This is a genomic window from Corynebacterium freiburgense, from assembly GCF_030408815.1.
Lineage (GTDB): Bacteria > Actinomycetota > Actinomycetes > Mycobacteriales > Mycobacteriaceae > Corynebacterium > Corynebacterium freiburgense.
This window is the reverse complement of record NZ_CP047355.1, coordinates 465,269-481,961: the sequence shown is the minus strand read 5'-3', so window position 1 is coordinate 481,961 and position 16,693 is coordinate 465,269. Positions and strand designations below refer to the sequence as shown.

General features: G+C 50.1%; 15 protein-coding genes. 4 read left to right on the top strand and 11 right to left on the bottom strand.

The features are described 5' to 3' along the window. Positions 1-23 precede the first annotated feature (23 nt). Together CFREI_RS02180 and imuA' are read right to left on the bottom strand one after the other, a co-directional pair. Positions 24-1,502: a DNA polymerase Y family protein gene (locus CFREI_RS02180; RefSeq protein WP_027012758.1), complete on the bottom strand. Its 1,479-nt coding sequence runs from the start codon at positions 1,500-1,502 to the stop codon at positions 24-26. A gap of 14 nt (positions 1,503-1,516) precedes the next feature. Then, positions 1,517-2,236 (bottom strand): DnaE2-dependent mutagenesis accessory factor ImuA', encoded by a 720-nt coding sequence (gene imuA' / locus CFREI_RS02175; RefSeq protein WP_027012757.1) that lies wholly within the window; start codon positions 2,234-2,236, stop codon positions 1,517-1,519. A gap of 871 nt (positions 2,237-3,107) precedes the next feature. On the opposite strand from imuA', the gene CFREI_RS02170 reads away from it, so the two are divergent. Further along, entirely contained in the window at positions 3,108-3,338 is a 231-nt protein-coding gene (locus CFREI_RS02170; RefSeq protein ID WP_035112043.1) for a hypothetical protein, read from the top strand. Between the two features lie 31 nt (positions 3,339-3,369). Here CFREI_RS02170 and CFREI_RS02165 read toward each other — a convergent pair whose 3' ends face one another. Together CFREI_RS02165 and CFREI_RS02160 are read right to left on the bottom strand one after the other, a co-directional pair. Then, positions 3,370-4,059 (bottom strand): LuxR C-terminal-related transcriptional regulator, encoded by a 690-nt coding sequence (locus CFREI_RS02165; protein ID WP_027012756.1) that lies wholly within the window; start codon positions 4,057-4,059, stop codon positions 3,370-3,372. Between the two features lie 9 nt (positions 4,060-4,068). Beyond that, complete coding sequence (locus tag CFREI_RS02160; RefSeq protein ID WP_084170742.1) at positions 4,069-5,289, bottom strand: PspC domain-containing protein; 1,221 nt, start codon at positions 5,287-5,289, stop codon at positions 4,069-4,071. Between the two features lie 254 nt (positions 5,290-5,543). Here CFREI_RS02160 and CFREI_RS02155 point away from each other — a divergent pair, with 254 nt between their 5' ends. Beyond that, on the top strand, positions 5,544-6,899 hold the full coding sequence (locus tag CFREI_RS02155) for a Na+/H+ antiporter family protein (RefSeq protein ID WP_027012755.1): 1,356 nt from the start codon (positions 5,544-5,546) through the stop codon (positions 6,897-6,899). A gap of 27 nt (positions 6,900-6,926) precedes the next feature. Here the strand turns inward: CFREI_RS02155 and guaA are convergent, their stop codons facing one another. The 3 genes from guaA to CFREI_RS02140 all read right to left on the bottom strand — a co-directional run bounded on the left by guaA (position 6,927) and on the right by CFREI_RS02140 (position 9,913). Continuing rightward, positions 6,927-8,495, bottom strand: a complete 1,569-nt coding sequence (gene guaA / locus CFREI_RS02150) for a glutamine-hydrolyzing GMP synthase (protein ID WP_035112040.1) — start codon at positions 8,493-8,495, stop codon at positions 6,927-6,929. 26 nt (positions 8,496-8,521) lie between these two features. Next, positions 8,522-9,121: a hypothetical protein gene (locus tag CFREI_RS02145; protein ID WP_156907757.1), complete on the bottom strand. Its 600-nt coding sequence runs from the start codon at positions 9,119-9,121 to the stop codon at positions 8,522-8,524. A 267-nt stretch (positions 9,122-9,388) separates the two neighbouring features. Continuing rightward, on the bottom strand, positions 9,389-9,913 hold the full coding sequence (locus tag CFREI_RS02140; protein WP_027012751.1) for a hypothetical protein: 525 nt from the start codon (positions 9,911-9,913) through the stop codon (positions 9,389-9,391). Positions 9,914-10,230: 317 nt separating this feature from the next. On the opposite strand from CFREI_RS02140, the gene CFREI_RS02135 reads away from it, so the two are divergent. Then, entirely contained in the window at positions 10,231-11,289 is a 1,059-nt protein-coding gene (locus tag CFREI_RS02135; RefSeq protein WP_205618460.1) for an SgcJ/EcaC family oxidoreductase, read from the top strand. A gap of 458 nt (positions 11,290-11,747) precedes the next feature. Here CFREI_RS02135 and CFREI_RS02130 read toward each other — a convergent pair whose 3' ends face one another. Beyond that, positions 11,748-12,908: a GuaB3 family IMP dehydrogenase-related protein gene (locus tag CFREI_RS02130; protein ID WP_027012749.1), complete on the bottom strand. Its 1,161-nt coding sequence runs from the start codon at positions 12,906-12,908 to the stop codon at positions 11,748-11,750. Between the two features lie 11 nt (positions 12,909-12,919). Beyond that, positions 12,920-14,446: an IMP dehydrogenase gene (gene guaB / locus CFREI_RS02125; RefSeq protein ID WP_027012748.1), complete on the bottom strand. Its 1,527-nt coding sequence runs from the start codon at positions 14,444-14,446 to the stop codon at positions 12,920-12,922. Between the two features lie 216 nt (positions 14,447-14,662). Here guaB and CFREI_RS02120 point away from each other — a divergent pair, with 216 nt between their 5' ends. Then, complete coding sequence (locus CFREI_RS02120) at positions 14,663-15,046, top strand: DUF5319 domain-containing protein (RefSeq protein WP_027012747.1); 384 nt, start codon at positions 14,663-14,665, stop codon at positions 15,044-15,046. Positions 15,047-15,098: 52 nt separating this feature from the next. On the opposite strand, the gene CFREI_RS02115 is transcribed toward CFREI_RS02120, so the two are convergent. Together CFREI_RS02115 and CFREI_RS02110 are read right to left on the bottom strand one after the other, a co-directional pair. After that, positions 15,099-16,001 carry a hypothetical protein gene (locus CFREI_RS02115; RefSeq protein ID WP_051255948.1) on the bottom strand — a complete coding sequence of 301 codons (903 nt, stop codon included), beginning with the start codon at positions 15,999-16,001 and terminating at the stop codon, positions 15,099-15,101. Further along, the gene (locus CFREI_RS02110) at positions 15,998-16,567 is read right to left on the bottom strand and encodes a sigma-70 family RNA polymerase sigma factor (RefSeq protein ID WP_027012746.1); all 570 of its coding nucleotides are present in this window, start codon (positions 16,565-16,567) and stop codon (positions 15,998-16,000) included. Before CFREI_RS02110 ends, CFREI_RS02115 begins: the two co-directional genes overlap by 4 nt. Positions 16,568-16,693: the final 126 nt, after the last annotated feature.

Here is a 16,693-nt window from a genome sequence, read left to right as displayed (position 1 = left end):
TCAAAAACTATGGTAGCCACCTACTAGGTGTAACTAGCCTCAAGATGCCACTGGCCATCCTGTTCCCAACGCAATACATACGCATAAGAATCCGCCACAACCTGCATGCGTGCACAGCTCCCCGCTAACCACGGCCCAGCCCAAGCCGTAATATGCAGATTTATTGCCGCAAATCGAAGACTAGCCGGGGGCGCACTCAATAAAGATTCTTTATCCAAATAAATAGCATTCCCAGCCTCATCAAAAAGATACGCAATCCCAGTGACTAAACACCCCGGATGGGGAGACAATAATGCCCCATTCCACACAGGTTGTTCCACTGTAGGCTCGCCATAACTCACAAACTTCACGCACTGTGTCAACCCCAATCCACCCGCGTAATACGGTTGTAAAACCTTATCCGATCCCAAAGTAGACTGCACCCGCTCAATCACTCGTTGCACATGCTCATCAGTGCAATCATCTCCCCACAAAGCACGATGCTCAGGCAGTGAAACTTCCACAGGATCAAGCGTTAACGCCACAATGCCACCTTCTTCAGCGGCCACATTTAACGCACGGTTGGTCAGCCAACCATCCAATTGCCATCTCACCCGATCTGCCATACCGGATTCCGAAAGAGCTTTCCGAGTACGCCAAGTACGCTCCACAATATCTCCATTAGCAAACTCAGCTTGAATACATAGCCGCTGGCACACCACACCATAATGTTGCAACTTCATATGAAGTTCACTGGCTAATTGCCTGGCAACAAAAGCAGCAGTATCCACACGAACAATAGGATCATCGGGAATATATGTGGTATGGAATGTTACTTCCTCCAACTTCGGAGCTATACAACGTTGTGTATCCGCTACCGCAATTTGAAAAATATGCATACCGTGCGCACCAAATCGAGCAGCTATATCACGCGCCCCAAGGTGTGCAATATCCCCCAATGTGCGGATACCAAGATTTTGTAATACCTGCACAGTAGCAATATCAACGCCCAATGCTTCTTCAGCAAGAAGAACACTGACTGGCTGTTGAGATAGAAATTCTTGGGAATACTGAATAGGCACAATCGCAGATACCCGAGACGCAATAACAGCAGTGGTGATCTCATCGGCAGCCCCCACAAAACAATCAACGCCGCACATTGCCGCGGCGTCGATAAGCAACTCTATGAGGGAATCCTCAGCGCCGTAATATCGTGCAGCCCCCAAAATATCGACCACTACCAATCCGGGGCGCATAACCTCTACACCAGCAACGACCGCATCCAAACTATGAACTACCTGCTCAAATACCTGCGCATCCCGAGAAATATCCTCCGAAACCACTTGCAATTGTGGACAAAGCGCTTGAGCCTGCCGCACCCTCATCCCACGCCGAACCTCAAACCCACGCGCAGCGTGACTACACACGCGAATTTCCCCAGCCCGTTCGATTGCCACCAAAGCCCCAGGTTTCCCTAAAGCCTGCACCGGCCAATCAGGAAACCATAATGCTGCAAAACGCATTTTCCCATACTCCCCTACACTGCCCGCAATATTGGTTGCGGATCCACCGCAAGAGGCGCCCCGATATACACTGCGGTGCTACGCATTGGTGCCCCTTTGGAATACACATCTACCTTTATTTTTATAGTTCGAATACGACCCGTTCCTTGGCCAACACCATAAAAACCCGCCAACGTAGCATGCACTCTAGCCGCAGGTGATATACATTCTGCCCCCAGAAGAACAACAGCGGCTTTCCCATGGCGCAACTTTGCCAATAATGGACGCGCACGCGAAGGCGTGACCTCTACATTAGGTAAATAACAGAACACTAGATCTAATCCCTCCGCCAATGTTGCAGCAATGGCGAGCGGCTCCAAACCCGGATCTGGCACTAGAACCAACCTGGAAAATGCATCCCGATATTCGCTCACATGAGCGAAACAAAGGTTGGGCCAGCCAATAACCCCTACATGCCCACCATGAGAAGTAACATCCCCAATAATCTCTAACACCAACATTGGGCACGTTGCCATAATAGTAATTGCGCGCCTTGCCAACCCACCCCCAGGCATAATTTCTCCCAGTTCAGAATGCAATTTTACGGCATTATCACCATGCTTGGAAACCGTGTCTACATGCTCCACATTTAATGCTGGTGCACTTATGGCCTCCATGCAGGCACGCAAGGCATGAATACGCTCAGCTTGAGATATTCCCGAAAGGTCATCTAATCGAACATTTGTTCCCAACATATAGCTTAGTATCCTTTGTCGAACGGATGTACGCAAGGATGAAGGGTAGGACATCCGCCTAACAGAACTACCCCCACAGGGGTTTTGGGGGTTTGCGCTGGCCTTGGTGTTGGGGTTTGTGGGTTGCTTTTGATTAGGCCTGGTTGGGCGCTGGCCGGCCCTTCTTGGGCGCTGGTTGGGCGCTAGTTGGTCCTTCCCGGGGCGCTGGTTGGGCATGTTGTCACAGATTCCATTTTTTCGGCGGATTTTATGGAATCTGCGACACGATAGGTAGGGAACCTGTCACAGATTCCATTTTTTTCGCTGTTTTGATGGAATCTGCGACAAACCCCAGGTCAACAGTTGTGTGCAATGTTGGTTGCTGTCACAAATTCCATTTTTAAAGGCGATTTTATGGAATCTGCGACACTCGACATGAAAACGTCACTAGTTTGATAGGGTGCGTCTATCAAACACCCAGGAAAGCGGCCCGAAGGCTCGGAAAGCCAGCCAAACCACTGGAAAACCAGCCAACCCGCCCCGAAATCAGGCAGATCTGACACCCCACCACCCCGAAATCAGGCAGATTTCACATCACCCACAACCCACCACCGCATTTCCCCAGCTCACACCCCCAAACCGAAAGCCCACAACACAAATCTGCCTTTCCCAGGCCTGGCTAGGCCTTCCCAGACACATTCCAGACTTTCCCGAGCAAGTTCACAGCTACTCCAAAAGGCCTAATATTCCACCGATTACCACTCCGACTAGGTTTGGTAACACTTCAAACAAAATTACAAATGCCTATAGCAACTCCGCTGTTCAGCGGTATATTATCGCACCTGTAAGTGATCACCGCCTGCAAATTTTAGCAGGAAAAGGAGTTTACCTTATGAGGTTTCTCAGACGAATACTTCATGTATTCTTTGGCGCGATCCTTGCCTCCATAGGTTTACTATGGTTCCTCCAGGGCATGCACCTAATAGAAACACAACCATTACTATGCATTGACACCTGTCAAAAAGTGGCCAGTTCATCGCTGGTTTGGACCATTATTGGTGCTTTTACACTAGCGTTAGGGTGCGGTTTTCTTTCCTCAGCAATTCCACAACAACCAAATTAACACACCCAACTATATTTACATCACGTTTCCATTAATCCAACGAATGTGATTGCGCCCAACGTGTTAACGCATGCCGGTTTGATTGCTGCGTCTTTCGCAGTACATTCGAAGCGTGCGTCTCCACAGTTTTCACAGAGATAAATAATTGCTTGCCTATTTCTTTATATGTGTAGCCACGGGCTAGAAGCCGCAGCACTTCTAATTCCCGTCGGGTCAGGGCGTCGATTACGGGATCGGCATTATTACTCTTCTGCCCGCTTTCGGTTGCTTGATCTGTTTCAGGAGCATCAACCACCCCTGTACCAGCATCTCGGTCGGGCGCACAGAATGCATCAAGCACAAAGCCCGCAAGCCGAGGCGAAAATACTGCGTCACCAGCATGGACTCTATGTACAGCGTCAATCAGTTGCGGTCCAGAAATTGTTTTTGTTACATAACCACGTGCTCCAGCACGTATTACAGAAATCACATCTTCAGCGGCATCAGAAACACTAAGCGCTAAAAATTTAGCTTGCGTATCTACACCCCGAATCACGGCTTGACCACCGCCTTCAGGCATATGAACATCAAGGAGCACTACATCTGGTTTTGTATTCGCAATGCCAGTTATAGCTTGCTCTACCGTGCCTGCTTCTCCAACAATATCTAACTCTCCCGAAATTTCGGCACGCACGCCAGAGCGGAAAACTGAGTGATCATCAACCAGAAAAACTGTGCACATACAGCAATATTACGATACTAAGCCTTCATTGCGACCGTGTGTGAATGATCCTGCGGGAAAATTCAGTACCGTTGATTCAGTTTTTTCTTCCCCTTTAGGCACATGAATATGCACTTCAGTGCCCTCATTATTTGAGTGAATAACCACTTCACCCCCTACTCGCTGCACTCTACCAATAATCGAATCCCTTACCCCATGTCGATCCTGAGGAATCTCTTCCATTACAAACCCTGGGCCCCGATCTCGAATATAAATATCTACCTCATCAAAACATTCTGCATACACATCTACGGAGTTCACATTCGCATGCTTTGCTGCATTGACCATAGATTCCCGTGCCGCCAATACTGCCGATCGAGTCTCATCTGTTAATGGCACATCTGTCCCTACAGTCACCGGGACAATACGTAATCCAAATAAATCTTCAACTTCAGCACAGGCCCTTCCCAATGCAGTAAATGTTGTTTTGGGTTCAGTGTTTTCTGAGCCAAAAAGCCACTGCCGCAATTGACGCTCTTGGGAACGCGCTAACCGAATAACCTTCTGCGGATCATCAGCTTGTTTTTGGATCAGCGCCAATGTTTGCAGTACAGAATCATGCAAGCGTGAGGCAATCTCGGCACGTTCGGCTTCGGCTCGGGCTTCTGCCCGGGATTCCAAAAGCGCATCCCATAGCCGTAGCCAAATTGGTATTCCGAGGACCAGTACCCCTGCTAGCGTAAGTACTACGGACACGATTGATGCCATAAATACAGCAGAACTATCCCAGTTTAAAAGCGCTAGCACCACACCTGAGCCCAAGAGCAACACTCCGGCCAAAATAGTCAGCACACCGCGTGAAGAACCGAAAGCTTCTACACCTTGGTCCATTGCTTGCCAGGCCAGCACAGCCCCTAAGCCCAACGCAATAAATGCTAAAAGAATGCTGCCTTGAAGCCCTGTGAACAGTGAAAATGACCCAATTGCCCCTAAGGCGCCTACAAATAGAAGTACAACAGATCCAAATCTCCGTTGGCCTCCTTGGAAGCTTGTTGGTGCATCTTCAAGTTTTGTGGAAATCCATACAAGCGCATAAAACAATGCGCCGATTCCGCCAAAAAGCATTGTGAAAATCAAAACCAAACGCACCGCGAGTATATCTACGTTGAGGTGGCCAGCAAGACCATTCGCCACACCAGCGACGACTCGCCCCTGACGATAGCGCGTAAACGTAGGATATGGAGATTGCATAATTCCGATCGTTCCACGCAAAGAAAAACCCAACAACCCCAAAGCAAGACTTCCAGGGTTTTCTCAGGGAAAACCCTGAAGGATAATGGCACTTAATTTCTCAAGGTATCTTTGCCAGTAATACGTTTTGCACTACCCGGACTACAGCCAAAATACATAGCCCCCAAAGGAAAAATTCACACTCAACCGAATAATATACCCCCTCACCCCCTTGAAATTATGAGGTGAGGCGGTTTACACATAAGTTAATATGCATGAATGCTGTATTGCTCGCCGTAATTGTCATGCTTGCACTTGCGCTTGCGCGTGTGCATGTTGTGTTGGCGCTTTTTATTGGCGCACTCGTTGGTGGCCTGGTCGGTGGCCTAGGACTCGATGGCACAATGGTGGCGTTCCAGGAAGGCTTGTCTGGCGGCGCAATGATCGCATTGAGTTATGCACTTTTAGGTGCTTTTGCCATGGCCGTGGCGGCTTCCGGGCTACCAAACCTGCTTGCTGATTGGCTTATTGCCAAAATTGGTTCCACAAATGAAAGCCTCAATGCCAAAGCACACGCCGCCACGAAATGGGGGCTCGTCTTAGGCATTATGGCAATGGCCATTATGAGCCAAAACTTGATCCCCGTCCATATTGCATTTATTCCTTTGTTAATTCCACCGCTGCTTACCGTATTTAATAAGCTTCAATTGGATCGTCGAGCGGTCGCATGCGTTATGACCTTTGGTCTTGTGACCACATATATGTTCTTGCCGCTCGGCTTCGGTAGCATCTTCCTTAACGATATTTTGCTGGGCAATATTGCTGATGCTGGCATGGATGTTTCAAATATCAATGTTATGACTGCAATGGGAATCCCCGCATTCGGCATGATTATCGGTGTGCTGCTCGCCGTTTTTGTTACGTATCGACGCCCCCGCACCTATGAAGACATTCCAATTACGGCTGGAAGTGCTACTGCACCGAATGAAATTTCAAAATACAAAATCCTCGTAGCATTATTTGCCATTGTTGCTACATTTACCATCCAGGTTGTTATGCAATCTATGGATCTTCAAGCGAATTCTCTTCTGGTTGGCGCGCTTGTAGGTCTCAGTATCTTTATGGTTACGGGTGCTGTAAATTGGCGCGAGGCTGACGATGTATTCACCTCCGGCATGAAAATGATGGCACTCATCGGCTTTATTATGATCTCCGCACAGGGTTTTGCTTCCGTTATGAATGCCACCGGAGAAATCACTCCGCTTGTAGATGCCTCCGCATCACTGTTCGCAGGTAGTAAAGCCGCAGCAGCAATGGCAATGCTTATTGTGGGGTTAATTGTCACGATGGGAATCGGATCCTCGTTTTCCACCCTTCCAATTATTGCCGCAATTTACGTGCCGCTATGCACTTCACTGGGGTTTTCACCGCTCGCGACCGTCGCTATTATTGGTACCGCTGGCGCCCTTGGAGATGCTGGATCCCCAGCATCCGATTCCACCCTCGGCCCCACCGCAGGCCTGAATGCCGACGGCCAACACGACCATATTACGGGGTCCGTTATCCCAACCTTCCTCCACTTTAATATTCCCCTACTGATCGCAGGTTGGACCGCCGCAATGGTGCTATAACAGCACCATTACTGAGGTACGTTCAGCTTATTCCCACTCAATAGTTCCTGGAGGTTTGGATGTGCAATCGAGTACCACTCGGTTCACATCTGGAACTTCATTTGTAATGCGGGTAGAGATTTTTTCCAGTACATCATAAGGCAGCCGCGTCCAGTCTGCAGTCATTGCATCCTCGGAGGACACCGGCCGCAATACAATCGGGTGTCCATATGTACGGCCATCGCCCTGAACCCCTACAGAGCGAATATCTGCAAGAAGAACCACCGGGCATTGCCAAATTTCGGCATCGAGCCCAGCATTCGTGAGTTCGGTCCGGGCAATCAGGTCCGCAGCACGCAAGGTCTCCAGACGCTGCTCGGTAACTTCACCAATAATACGAATACCTAGCCCCGGCCCAGGGAATGGCTGCCGGTTTACTATTTCTTCTGGCAACCCAAGTTCCTTGCCGACGGCGCGCACCTCATCTTTAAAGAGCAGGCGCAATGGCTCCACAAGTTGGAACTCTACGTCATCTGGCAAACCACCAACATTGTGGTGGCTTTTAATATTTGCGGTTCCTGAGCCACCACCAGATTCAACAACATCAGGGTACAAAGTACCCTGAACGAGGAAGTCCACACTGGAGCCTTCCGGGGCGTCGGCAAGCACTCCGGCAACCGCACGCTCAAACGAGCGAATGAATTCCGCCCCAATAGCCTTTCGCTTTGCCTCCGGATCTGTCACGCCCGCAAGCTTTGCCAAAAAAGCCTCACGCTCATCAACTGTAACAAGTTTCGCCCCTGTGGCAGCCACAAAATCCTGCTGCACTTGCTCCCGCTCACCAGCTCGCAACAAACCATGATCCACAAACACGCATGTGAGCCGGTCACCAATTGCGCGCTGCACCAATGCCGCCGCAACAGCAGAATCAACACCACCAGACAAACCACAAATAGCCCGGCCATGCTCCCCTACCTTTTCGCGCACTGCCTCAATAAGCTCTTCGGCAATATTTGCGGGTGTCCAATCCTGTTTTAAACCTGCAACTTCTGTAAGGAACCGAACCAAAACTTCCTGGCCATGAGGTGAATGCAATACTTCGGGATGATATTGCACACCAGCCATTCGTCGCTCTTGACATTCGAATGCAGCAACAGGAGCACCCTCCGATTGCGCGGTTACAACAAACCCGTCTGGCGCTACAGACACCGCATCACCATGACTCATCCAAACCTTGTGAGTCTGCTCAAACCCCTTATGCAGCACACCCCCAGATACATAAAGATCTGTTCGACCATACTCTCGGTTACCAGTATGCGAGACAGTTCCCCCTAAAGCATGAGTCATCGCCTGGAACCCATAACAGATACCAAATACCGGCAACCCTAGATTTAGAATTTCTGGATCTAGAGCTGGCGCCCCTTCCGCATATACAGAAGAAGGACCGCCCGAAAGTACAAGCGCAACCGGATTCTTCGCTTGTATTTCCGAAACAGTCGCAGTGTGAGGGATCACCTCAGAATACATGCGCGCCTCACGCACACGACGGGCAATAAGCTGGGCGTATTGAGCCCCGAAATCTACAACAAGCACAGGGCGATGGATCTGCTGAGTCACGCTAATGTATTCTACTGCATTGCATACTACTGATTAACTCCGATTGCACCCTGATGCGTCTCGATATTCAGCGTTAATGTCCCACCAGTGGCACCAGGATTATAAGTTTCGGGGCTACACTCCGCAGTGCCATTACCTGCATTGCATACCACACGTACCGGAACAATAGATGGAAGCGCAACCTTTACATCGCCTTCATGCACAAAGATATTTACCGTCCGGTCTTCCGCAAGCGGCTGTAAGCCACTGAGATCAAATTCAGCAGCACCACCTGTCGATGCATAGTTTTCTTCTAACTGATCGATGCTGTGGGCAGTGACTTTATAGGCGCCACCGTAGATTTTTCCGGTTCCCAGCGGATCAAAACCCTCAGGTGATTGAATCTCAGCACCAAAACCTTCAAATGCTTTGGCAGCTTCACCAACAGCAGCTGTAGCTTCATTGGCTACTGACGAAGCCTCCGACATCATGGAATTAGCCTGCGATTCAGCACTTGACATTACGCTCGATTGGGCGCTAGAAGCCGAAGACAAGGCAGACTCCACCTCACTTGCAGTATTGCTGCACGCTACCAATAAAGCTGCAGCAGCAATAATCGAGCCTGTAGTTGAAGTCTTCTTTAGCATTCAGATCCCTTTCCCTGCGCAAGCGCTATAGAAGTATCGCCTTCCTCAAGCTACAGAAATTCCACTACATGCCCGCAAGTTTCTTCAGATACCCTTAGGTTGAGTCCCACTATTTGGGGGCAGACTCACAGAATTACTCATAAAACCGCAGTTCAAAATGCCCCAGCCCTCGTTCACGCTAAGCAAAAAATGACAAATATCCAATAACGAACTTGCAACGATTTAGGCAGTGTGCCATAAATCCATTTTGAATCCTTTTCGACGCCCCTAATGCTGCAGCTCCGCCACCTCCACAGGCCCATCCTTAGAATCGAGCACCAAAGTCAATGTCTTACCCTCGCCCCCTTCATGAAAACTTTGATCTTTGCAGCCGTGCTCTCCACTCGCCTCTGCGCACTGAATCTTCACCGGAACACCATTTGGCACAATCACACTAACCCCTCCCTGCTGGACAAACACATCCACCTTAAGATCATCCTCGAGCGGCTGTAAATCACCCAAATCAAAGTACGCAGTCCCTTTTATAGATGCATACTGTGGACGCAAATCACTGCCTTGAGCCGCGGTCACTGAGTAGCTCCCCTCATATACTTTCCCAGTCCCTAAAGGATCAAAACCTTCAGGAGCATCTACTTCTTCCCCAGTGCCAATAAAGCTACGGTCAGGATTAGACGCGGCTACCGAACTTTCTTCCACAGTGGATTGGGATCCCGAAGTCTCTTGTACGCTACTGCAGGCTGTAGCCCCAAAAGAAACAAGAAGTAAACCGATAATCAGCGCCTTTTTGCACATATATATCCCCAAAGTGTGTGATACAAAACTTTTTCAATATTGCTGCTACAAAGCTACAGAACAACCCCAGGCGTGGCACACCACTCCCTCCATCGAGGGCGGAGCATAGTTGCGCCCTCGCGCAATCAAACGAATTTCACTGAAATCGAACAAATTATTGAATTTTTCTTTAGGGCTCCCACGATTTCAGCGCATTTTCATCATAAGCTTAAGTTTCTAAAACAAACATTGTATACGATAAACGTGCACCACAAAAGATTTGAGAGACCTATCACGTTTACAACCTTTTGCCACAGAAAATGAAAGCATAGTACGTAATGGGTTTTCGACAACCCGAGTTTAGTCGAATTTTTATTCGATATTTTGTGGCTATTTCACGGAAAGGAAAGTGGCACAGTCATGAGGAAATCACTCGCTTTGGGAGGCATCACCCTTACAGCACTATTGCTGGCATCCTGCAGCAGCGACACTTCCACCACTCCCAATGCGCAAGACACTTCCGCGCAAAAACCACAGTGACTGCTGAGGCTTCATCCGACGACACCTGTAAAAGCACTACCGAAACTGAAATCAGCGCGCTTTTTGACCGTTGGAACGATGACCTCAAGAGTGGAGACCCCGCCAAGGTCGCAGAAAACTATGCTTCCGATTCAGTCCTACTCCCCACAGTCTCAAACAAAGTTCGGTTAACCGATGCTGAAAAACAAGATTATTTCGAGCATTGGCTCGAGAAAAAGCCTGACGGCCAAGTAAACGAACGCTGGATTGAACTGGACTGTAATCGAGCAATCGACGCAGGTACCTACACCTTCACCTACGCAGATGGGTCCAAGGTTGCCGCACGATACACATTCGTCTACGAACTTGAAAACGATGAATGGAAGATCAAGAGCCACCACTCCTCGGCCATGCCCGAGGCTGACGCAAATACCGAACTACCTGCTGCAACGGGAACAACCGGTTCACCAGAAGCAATCATAGATATGAAGATGTGCGCAGCAAATGAATCCGATGAGGAGATCGCCGCCCCCTTTGACCGCTGGAACGAATCATTAGCAACCGGAGACCCAGCAAAAGTAGTGGAAAACTATGCCCCAGACTCCGTATTGCTCCCCACAGTATCCAATAAAGTTCGATTCTCCCCCGCAGAAAAGGAAGATTATTTTGCCCACTTCCTTGAAAAGAAGCCCGTGGGCACAATCGACGATCGCTGGATCGAAGCGGATTGCAATACGGCGACGGATTCAGGCCTCTACACCTTTAAATACGAAGACGGCACAGAGACCAAAGCTCGCTATACATTCACCTACCGTTGGGATGGCACGCAATGGTTGATTACCAGCCATCACTCCTCGGCTATGCCCGAAAAGGTCTAAAACATCGAGGAGTTGTAATTGCCAAGGATCTGCCTTCGAAAGCACAGCGGAGGCAGACCCTTAACCCATTGACCAGATCCAGAACGCACGATCTGGAGGTAGAAGCACTGGACTTCTCGAACAAAACTAATGCTTCTATATTGCACAGTGTTTTCAAGGAGTCTTGGCTGTCAGAGTGCCCCGGACCACAAGTGATACAAAAAGGGCAACTTTTTTAAAAACCCCTCTATTTTGTACCAGTCGCTATTTTCTGACCTGGGGTTTTGCAGAGGTCAATGACACAAAAAGGGCAACTTTTTAAAAAACCCCTCCATTTTGTATCACCTGCTCCTGCGACCAGCAGAAACAACGCACCGCACACAAGCGGGGCACCCAATGTAATCCAGAATATGGGCCTTCAATGCCCCGCTCACACCGCGACTTTTAAAGGAGGCACGACTCTTAAAGGAGGCGCGCCTCTAAAAGGAGTAGATAACATTAAGTTCCACTTTTTGGAAGTTCTTAATGTTCGTGTAACCGCTTTTTGCCATGGCACGGCGTAATCCGCCAACGATATCTTGCAGTCCGAACGGGTCGGTAGAGGGACCTTTTAAGATTTTAGCCAAAGGGATTGGCGTGGCTTTGTCATCGTAGTTGTACGCCGACCATTCGATGGTTCCTCTAGGGAATCGTGGGTGTGCCGCTGTTGAAGGCCAGTACATACCTCCACCTGTGGCTTCGGTCGCTGCTGAAAGCGGCGCACCGAGCATAACGGCGTCGGCACCACAAGCAATGGCTTTGGCAACATCACCGGACGTGGTAATTTCCCCGTCGGCGATGATGTGTACATATCGGCCTTCAGTTTCGTCAAGATAGTCTCGGCGAGCAGCCGCAGCATCTGCTAGTGCGGTTGCCATTGGTAGGTCCATGCCGAGGGTTTCGGAGTTGGTATTCGTTCCGCCGCCAACGATTACACCGACCGCCCCGGAGCGCATAAGGTGGAGTGCGGTGTTGTAGTCAACAACCCCGCCGACAATTACAGGAATGTCTAGGGTGCCTATAAATTCTTTGAGGTTGAGCGGTTCCCCGCCTTCGGCGACATGTTCAGCGGAGATTAATGTGCCTTGGATTATTAGGATTTCGGCACCAGCTTTGATTACCACTGGGGCGATTTCGCGTGCACGCTGGGGGGATACTCGTACGGCTACAGTAACGCCCGCATCCCTGATTTGCGCGATGCGCTCGGTAAGAAGGGCTTCATTAATAGGTGCCGCATACAGTTCTTGGAGTTTCTCCGTGGCAGAGGTCGCACCGTAGGTGTGGTGTCCATCCTCGTCGATAGCGGCTTCATGAGCTTGTGCGAAGGCGGCCTCGGTGTCGGCGTATCGTCCCCATAGCCCTTCGGCGTTCAATACGCCAAGTCCTCCGAGCTGCCCCATTTCGATCACAAATTCCGGGGATGAGAGCACGTCGGCCGGGTGCGAGATTACCGGGAATTCAAATGAGTATGCGTCAATATTCCAGGTTGTGTCTACGTCTTTTGAAGAACGTGTTCGCCGGTTCGGCACGATTGAAATGTCGTTGAGCCGGAAGCTCACGCGTGCTTCCCGGCCTTTGCCGATTTCAACGGTATTTCGCATTGAGGTGGTCCTTAGCGCTGGTAGTAGTTCGGGGCTTCGACGGTCATTTGGATATCATGCGGATGGGATTCACGCAGCCCAGCAGCCGTAATTTGAACGAACTTTGCACGGTGCAGGTCGCTTACGGTTGCCGATCCTGTATAACCCATGGCGGCGCGTAGGCCACCTACGAGCTGGTGTGTAATGGCGTCGATAGACCCGCGGAATGGGACGCGCCCCTCGATACCTTCTGGCACGAGTTTTTCTTCGCTTCGCACATCTGATTGGAAATAGCGGTCCTTAGAGAAGGAGCGTTTTTCCCCAGAGAGACCACGACCTTGCATGGCGCCTAGCGAGCCCATACCACGGTACATCTTATATTGCTTTCCATTAACAGTAACTGTGTCTCCGGGCGCCTCGGCGGTGCCTGCCAGAAGCGATCCCAACATAACTGTCGACGCCCCCGCCGCCAAGGCTTTTGCAATATCGCCAGAAAATTGCATACCGCCATCGGCAATAATCGGGATTCCTGCGGCGTGAGCTGCCACTGCGGCTTCCATAATCGCGGTGATCTGCGGTGCACCAACACCTGCTACTACCCGGGTTGTGCAAATCGAACCTGGCCCAATACCAACCTTAATGGCGTCGGCCCCAGCTTCGATCATGGCTTTAGCTGCACTACGGGTGGCTAGGTTACCTCCAATAACGTCGATTCGGTCACCGAATTCCTTCTTTACCCGAGACACCATTTCCAGAACACCACGCGAGTGCGCGTGAGCCGAGTCCACCACCAGGACGTCGACGCCCGCATCAACAAGGGCCCCAGCACGCTGCCAGGATTCCTCGCCGGTGCCAATACCCGCACCAACCAACAGCCTACCTGCGGCATCCTTGGAAGCATTCGGATACTGCTCAGTTTTTACAAAGTCCTTCACCGTAATAAGGCCTACGAGTTTGCCCTCGTTATCAACAATCGGCAGCTTTTCCACCTTATTGGCACTCAGCAAATTCAAGGCATCTTCCTTAGACACGCCTTGCTTAGCTACAACCAACGGCATTGGGGTCATAACTTCCGCAACTTTGCGCTGGAAGTCTGCCTCAAAACGCATATCACGGTTGGTACAAATGCCAACTAGTTTGCCTTGATCATCAACGACCGGGAGGCCCGAAATCCGATACCGCGCACACAATGCATCTACCTCACCAATGGTCATATTTGGCGAACACACAACAGGGTCAGAAACCATGCCAGATTCCGAACGCTTAACCAGCTCTACCTGTTCAGCTTGATCCTCTACCGAAAGGTTACGGTGTAAAACACCCATACCACCTTGCCGGGACATGGCAATCGCCATTCGGGCCTCAGTGACCGTATCCATTGCAGCGGAAATCAAAGGAATATTAAGTCGAATATTCCTGGTAAGTTGACTGGAAGTATCTACCTCACTGGGGATTACATCTGATGCGTCTGGCAAAAGCAATACATCATCAAATGTCAGTCCTACTAGAGCAACCTTGTTTGGGTCGTCACCGCCGGTAGATACCCGCACTTCAGTCATTGAAACCGTCCTCCTAGATGCAATGAAAAATCATGACTTCACCTGTGCTTTTTATCAGACAGCAGGCAAGTTAAGTTGCATCAAGCCTAGTCCTTTTCGGCCCCAGAAGGTAACTTTTCAAATCAAAGACATAAAAGCCCATTAACCTCGGGGTTTTCTGGGGTTACACGGGCCCGATAGTTGCCGGAGAAATGTCTTGACCAATAGTGTGGCAGTGTGGACTTTAATGACCGTATGCCCCCAGACCCATTCGCCAACGACCCAAACGACCCTGCCTCTTTTTTAGATAATGAAGAAGAATTCCCGCCCCTTACCCCGGAAGAACAATTGCAGGTTGAATTAGATCTGCATCTGCTCTACAAATTCCGCCAAGCACTTGAACCCCGCGGAATCAAAGGCATCTTATTTTTCTGTGAAGAATGTGAAGAAAACCACTACTACGATTGGGATATTATGGCCGCAAATATGCAGGCCATTTTAAATAATGAACTAGCCGCGGTACACGAGCCAAGCGCCGAACCAAGTGTTTTATGGTATGTACCTTGGGACTATTGCATTGGCTATCTGGATGGCCTAGCTGCCAGTACTTCAGACTCCTAACTACACTTTAGACACATCGAGGGGAATACCACACTGCGGGGCAGCGAATAAATTACCCCCCTGAATTGTCACCTGGAGGGGCTGGATCGACTGGGGAAGGTTGAGCAGGTTCAACTGGGCTGGGGTTTGGGTTATCAGATCCAGTTGGCTGCGAGGGTTGCGGCTGCGGGGATGACGGCGCAGGCTGCGGCACGATTGTTACAGTAGTCGTCACAGTAACCGGAGGTGGGGCTGGTGCGGGGGCTGGCTCTTCCGGCATCTCCGTCGAAGTTGAGTGGGTAGATGTCGGTTGCTGAGTCACGGTCACAGTTGTGGCAGCTGATGCATTCTCACTATTACGCTTTGCCTGCATATCAGCGGCCATCGTGCGTGCTTCGTCCAATAATTCGAGTGCGCGTTCAACCTCACCACGGGCACGTAGATCATCTGCTTGTTCGAGTGTGGATGCAAGTTCAACTACTGCAGCATGATCATTAAATAGTGCGACGTGAGCTGGCCAGAGGGGCGATTCTGGACCCGCATTGTAAATAACAATGCCAGAACCAGCAATTGCAAGTGTTGCTGCAGCAGCCCCCAAAACCCCATGTATAAAGGCTTGCCTAAAGCTACGCTTTTTACGCCGTGAAGAAAGATCAATAACTTCCGCTACTTCCTCAGAGTTTTCAGAGTCTTCAAACTCTAGTTCGGTAGTCGGTGCAGGCGGATTTTCGCGATCTAAAACCACATCCCTTAATGGTGGCATCATTGTTGTAGGCGCATCGGAAAGTACCGGTGCAGGCGGCATTGGCGCGTCTACCTCGGCCTTTAAACCCAGGAGAAGCCCTGCCAGCTCATCACTGCCGTCTGACGGGTCCAATCCACGAGCCAAGTCATCCAAGAACGCGTCATCTGCGAGCACCAGTTCGTCTTGATACTCTTCCGCGCCTGAGTCTTCGACACCGCGAAGATTGTTCATCTACGCTCTCCCACGTTTTCCAATTGCTTTCGGAGCGAAGCGAGCGCACGATGTTGTGCAACACGAACCGCACCAGGGGTACTTCCAACAATATCTGCAGTTTCTTCTGCAGATAATCCGACAAATACACGCAAAATAATAATGTCGCGAGACTTGTCACTTAAATCATCGAGAAGTTGCCGTACTCTGTTACTTCCATCGCTGACCATTGCATATTCTTCAGGTGTGTCGTGCTCAACTGATTGCTCAGGGAGCTCTTCAGTCGGGTTAGACAAATCCCTATGAAAACTTCGGTGTGCATCGGCAACTTTATTGGAAGCGATCCCATAGACAAAGGCCATAAAAGGTCGACCACGATCTACGTAGGAACCCACAGAAGTGGACACCGCAAGACATATCTCTTGTGCTACATCCTCCGGGGTAGGATGACGACCGCCGCCTAAGCGTGCGCGAGCGTATCGGAGCACCTGAGGGTGGATAATTTGCATAATGCGTTGCAGGGCCCTCCGGTCACCCTCAGCAGCAAGTGGCACAAGCTCAGCAAGCTCAGCCTCAGACTCACTCACCGGCGAACCCCTTCCTTCAGGTATGCGACGTTTTAAAACATGACAAGGCCCAATCGTACCGCGAAATGAAACCCGCGGTGTCTCAGGTTCCCTTTAAGTGTAAAGCCCCTGCATCTAAAGTATAAG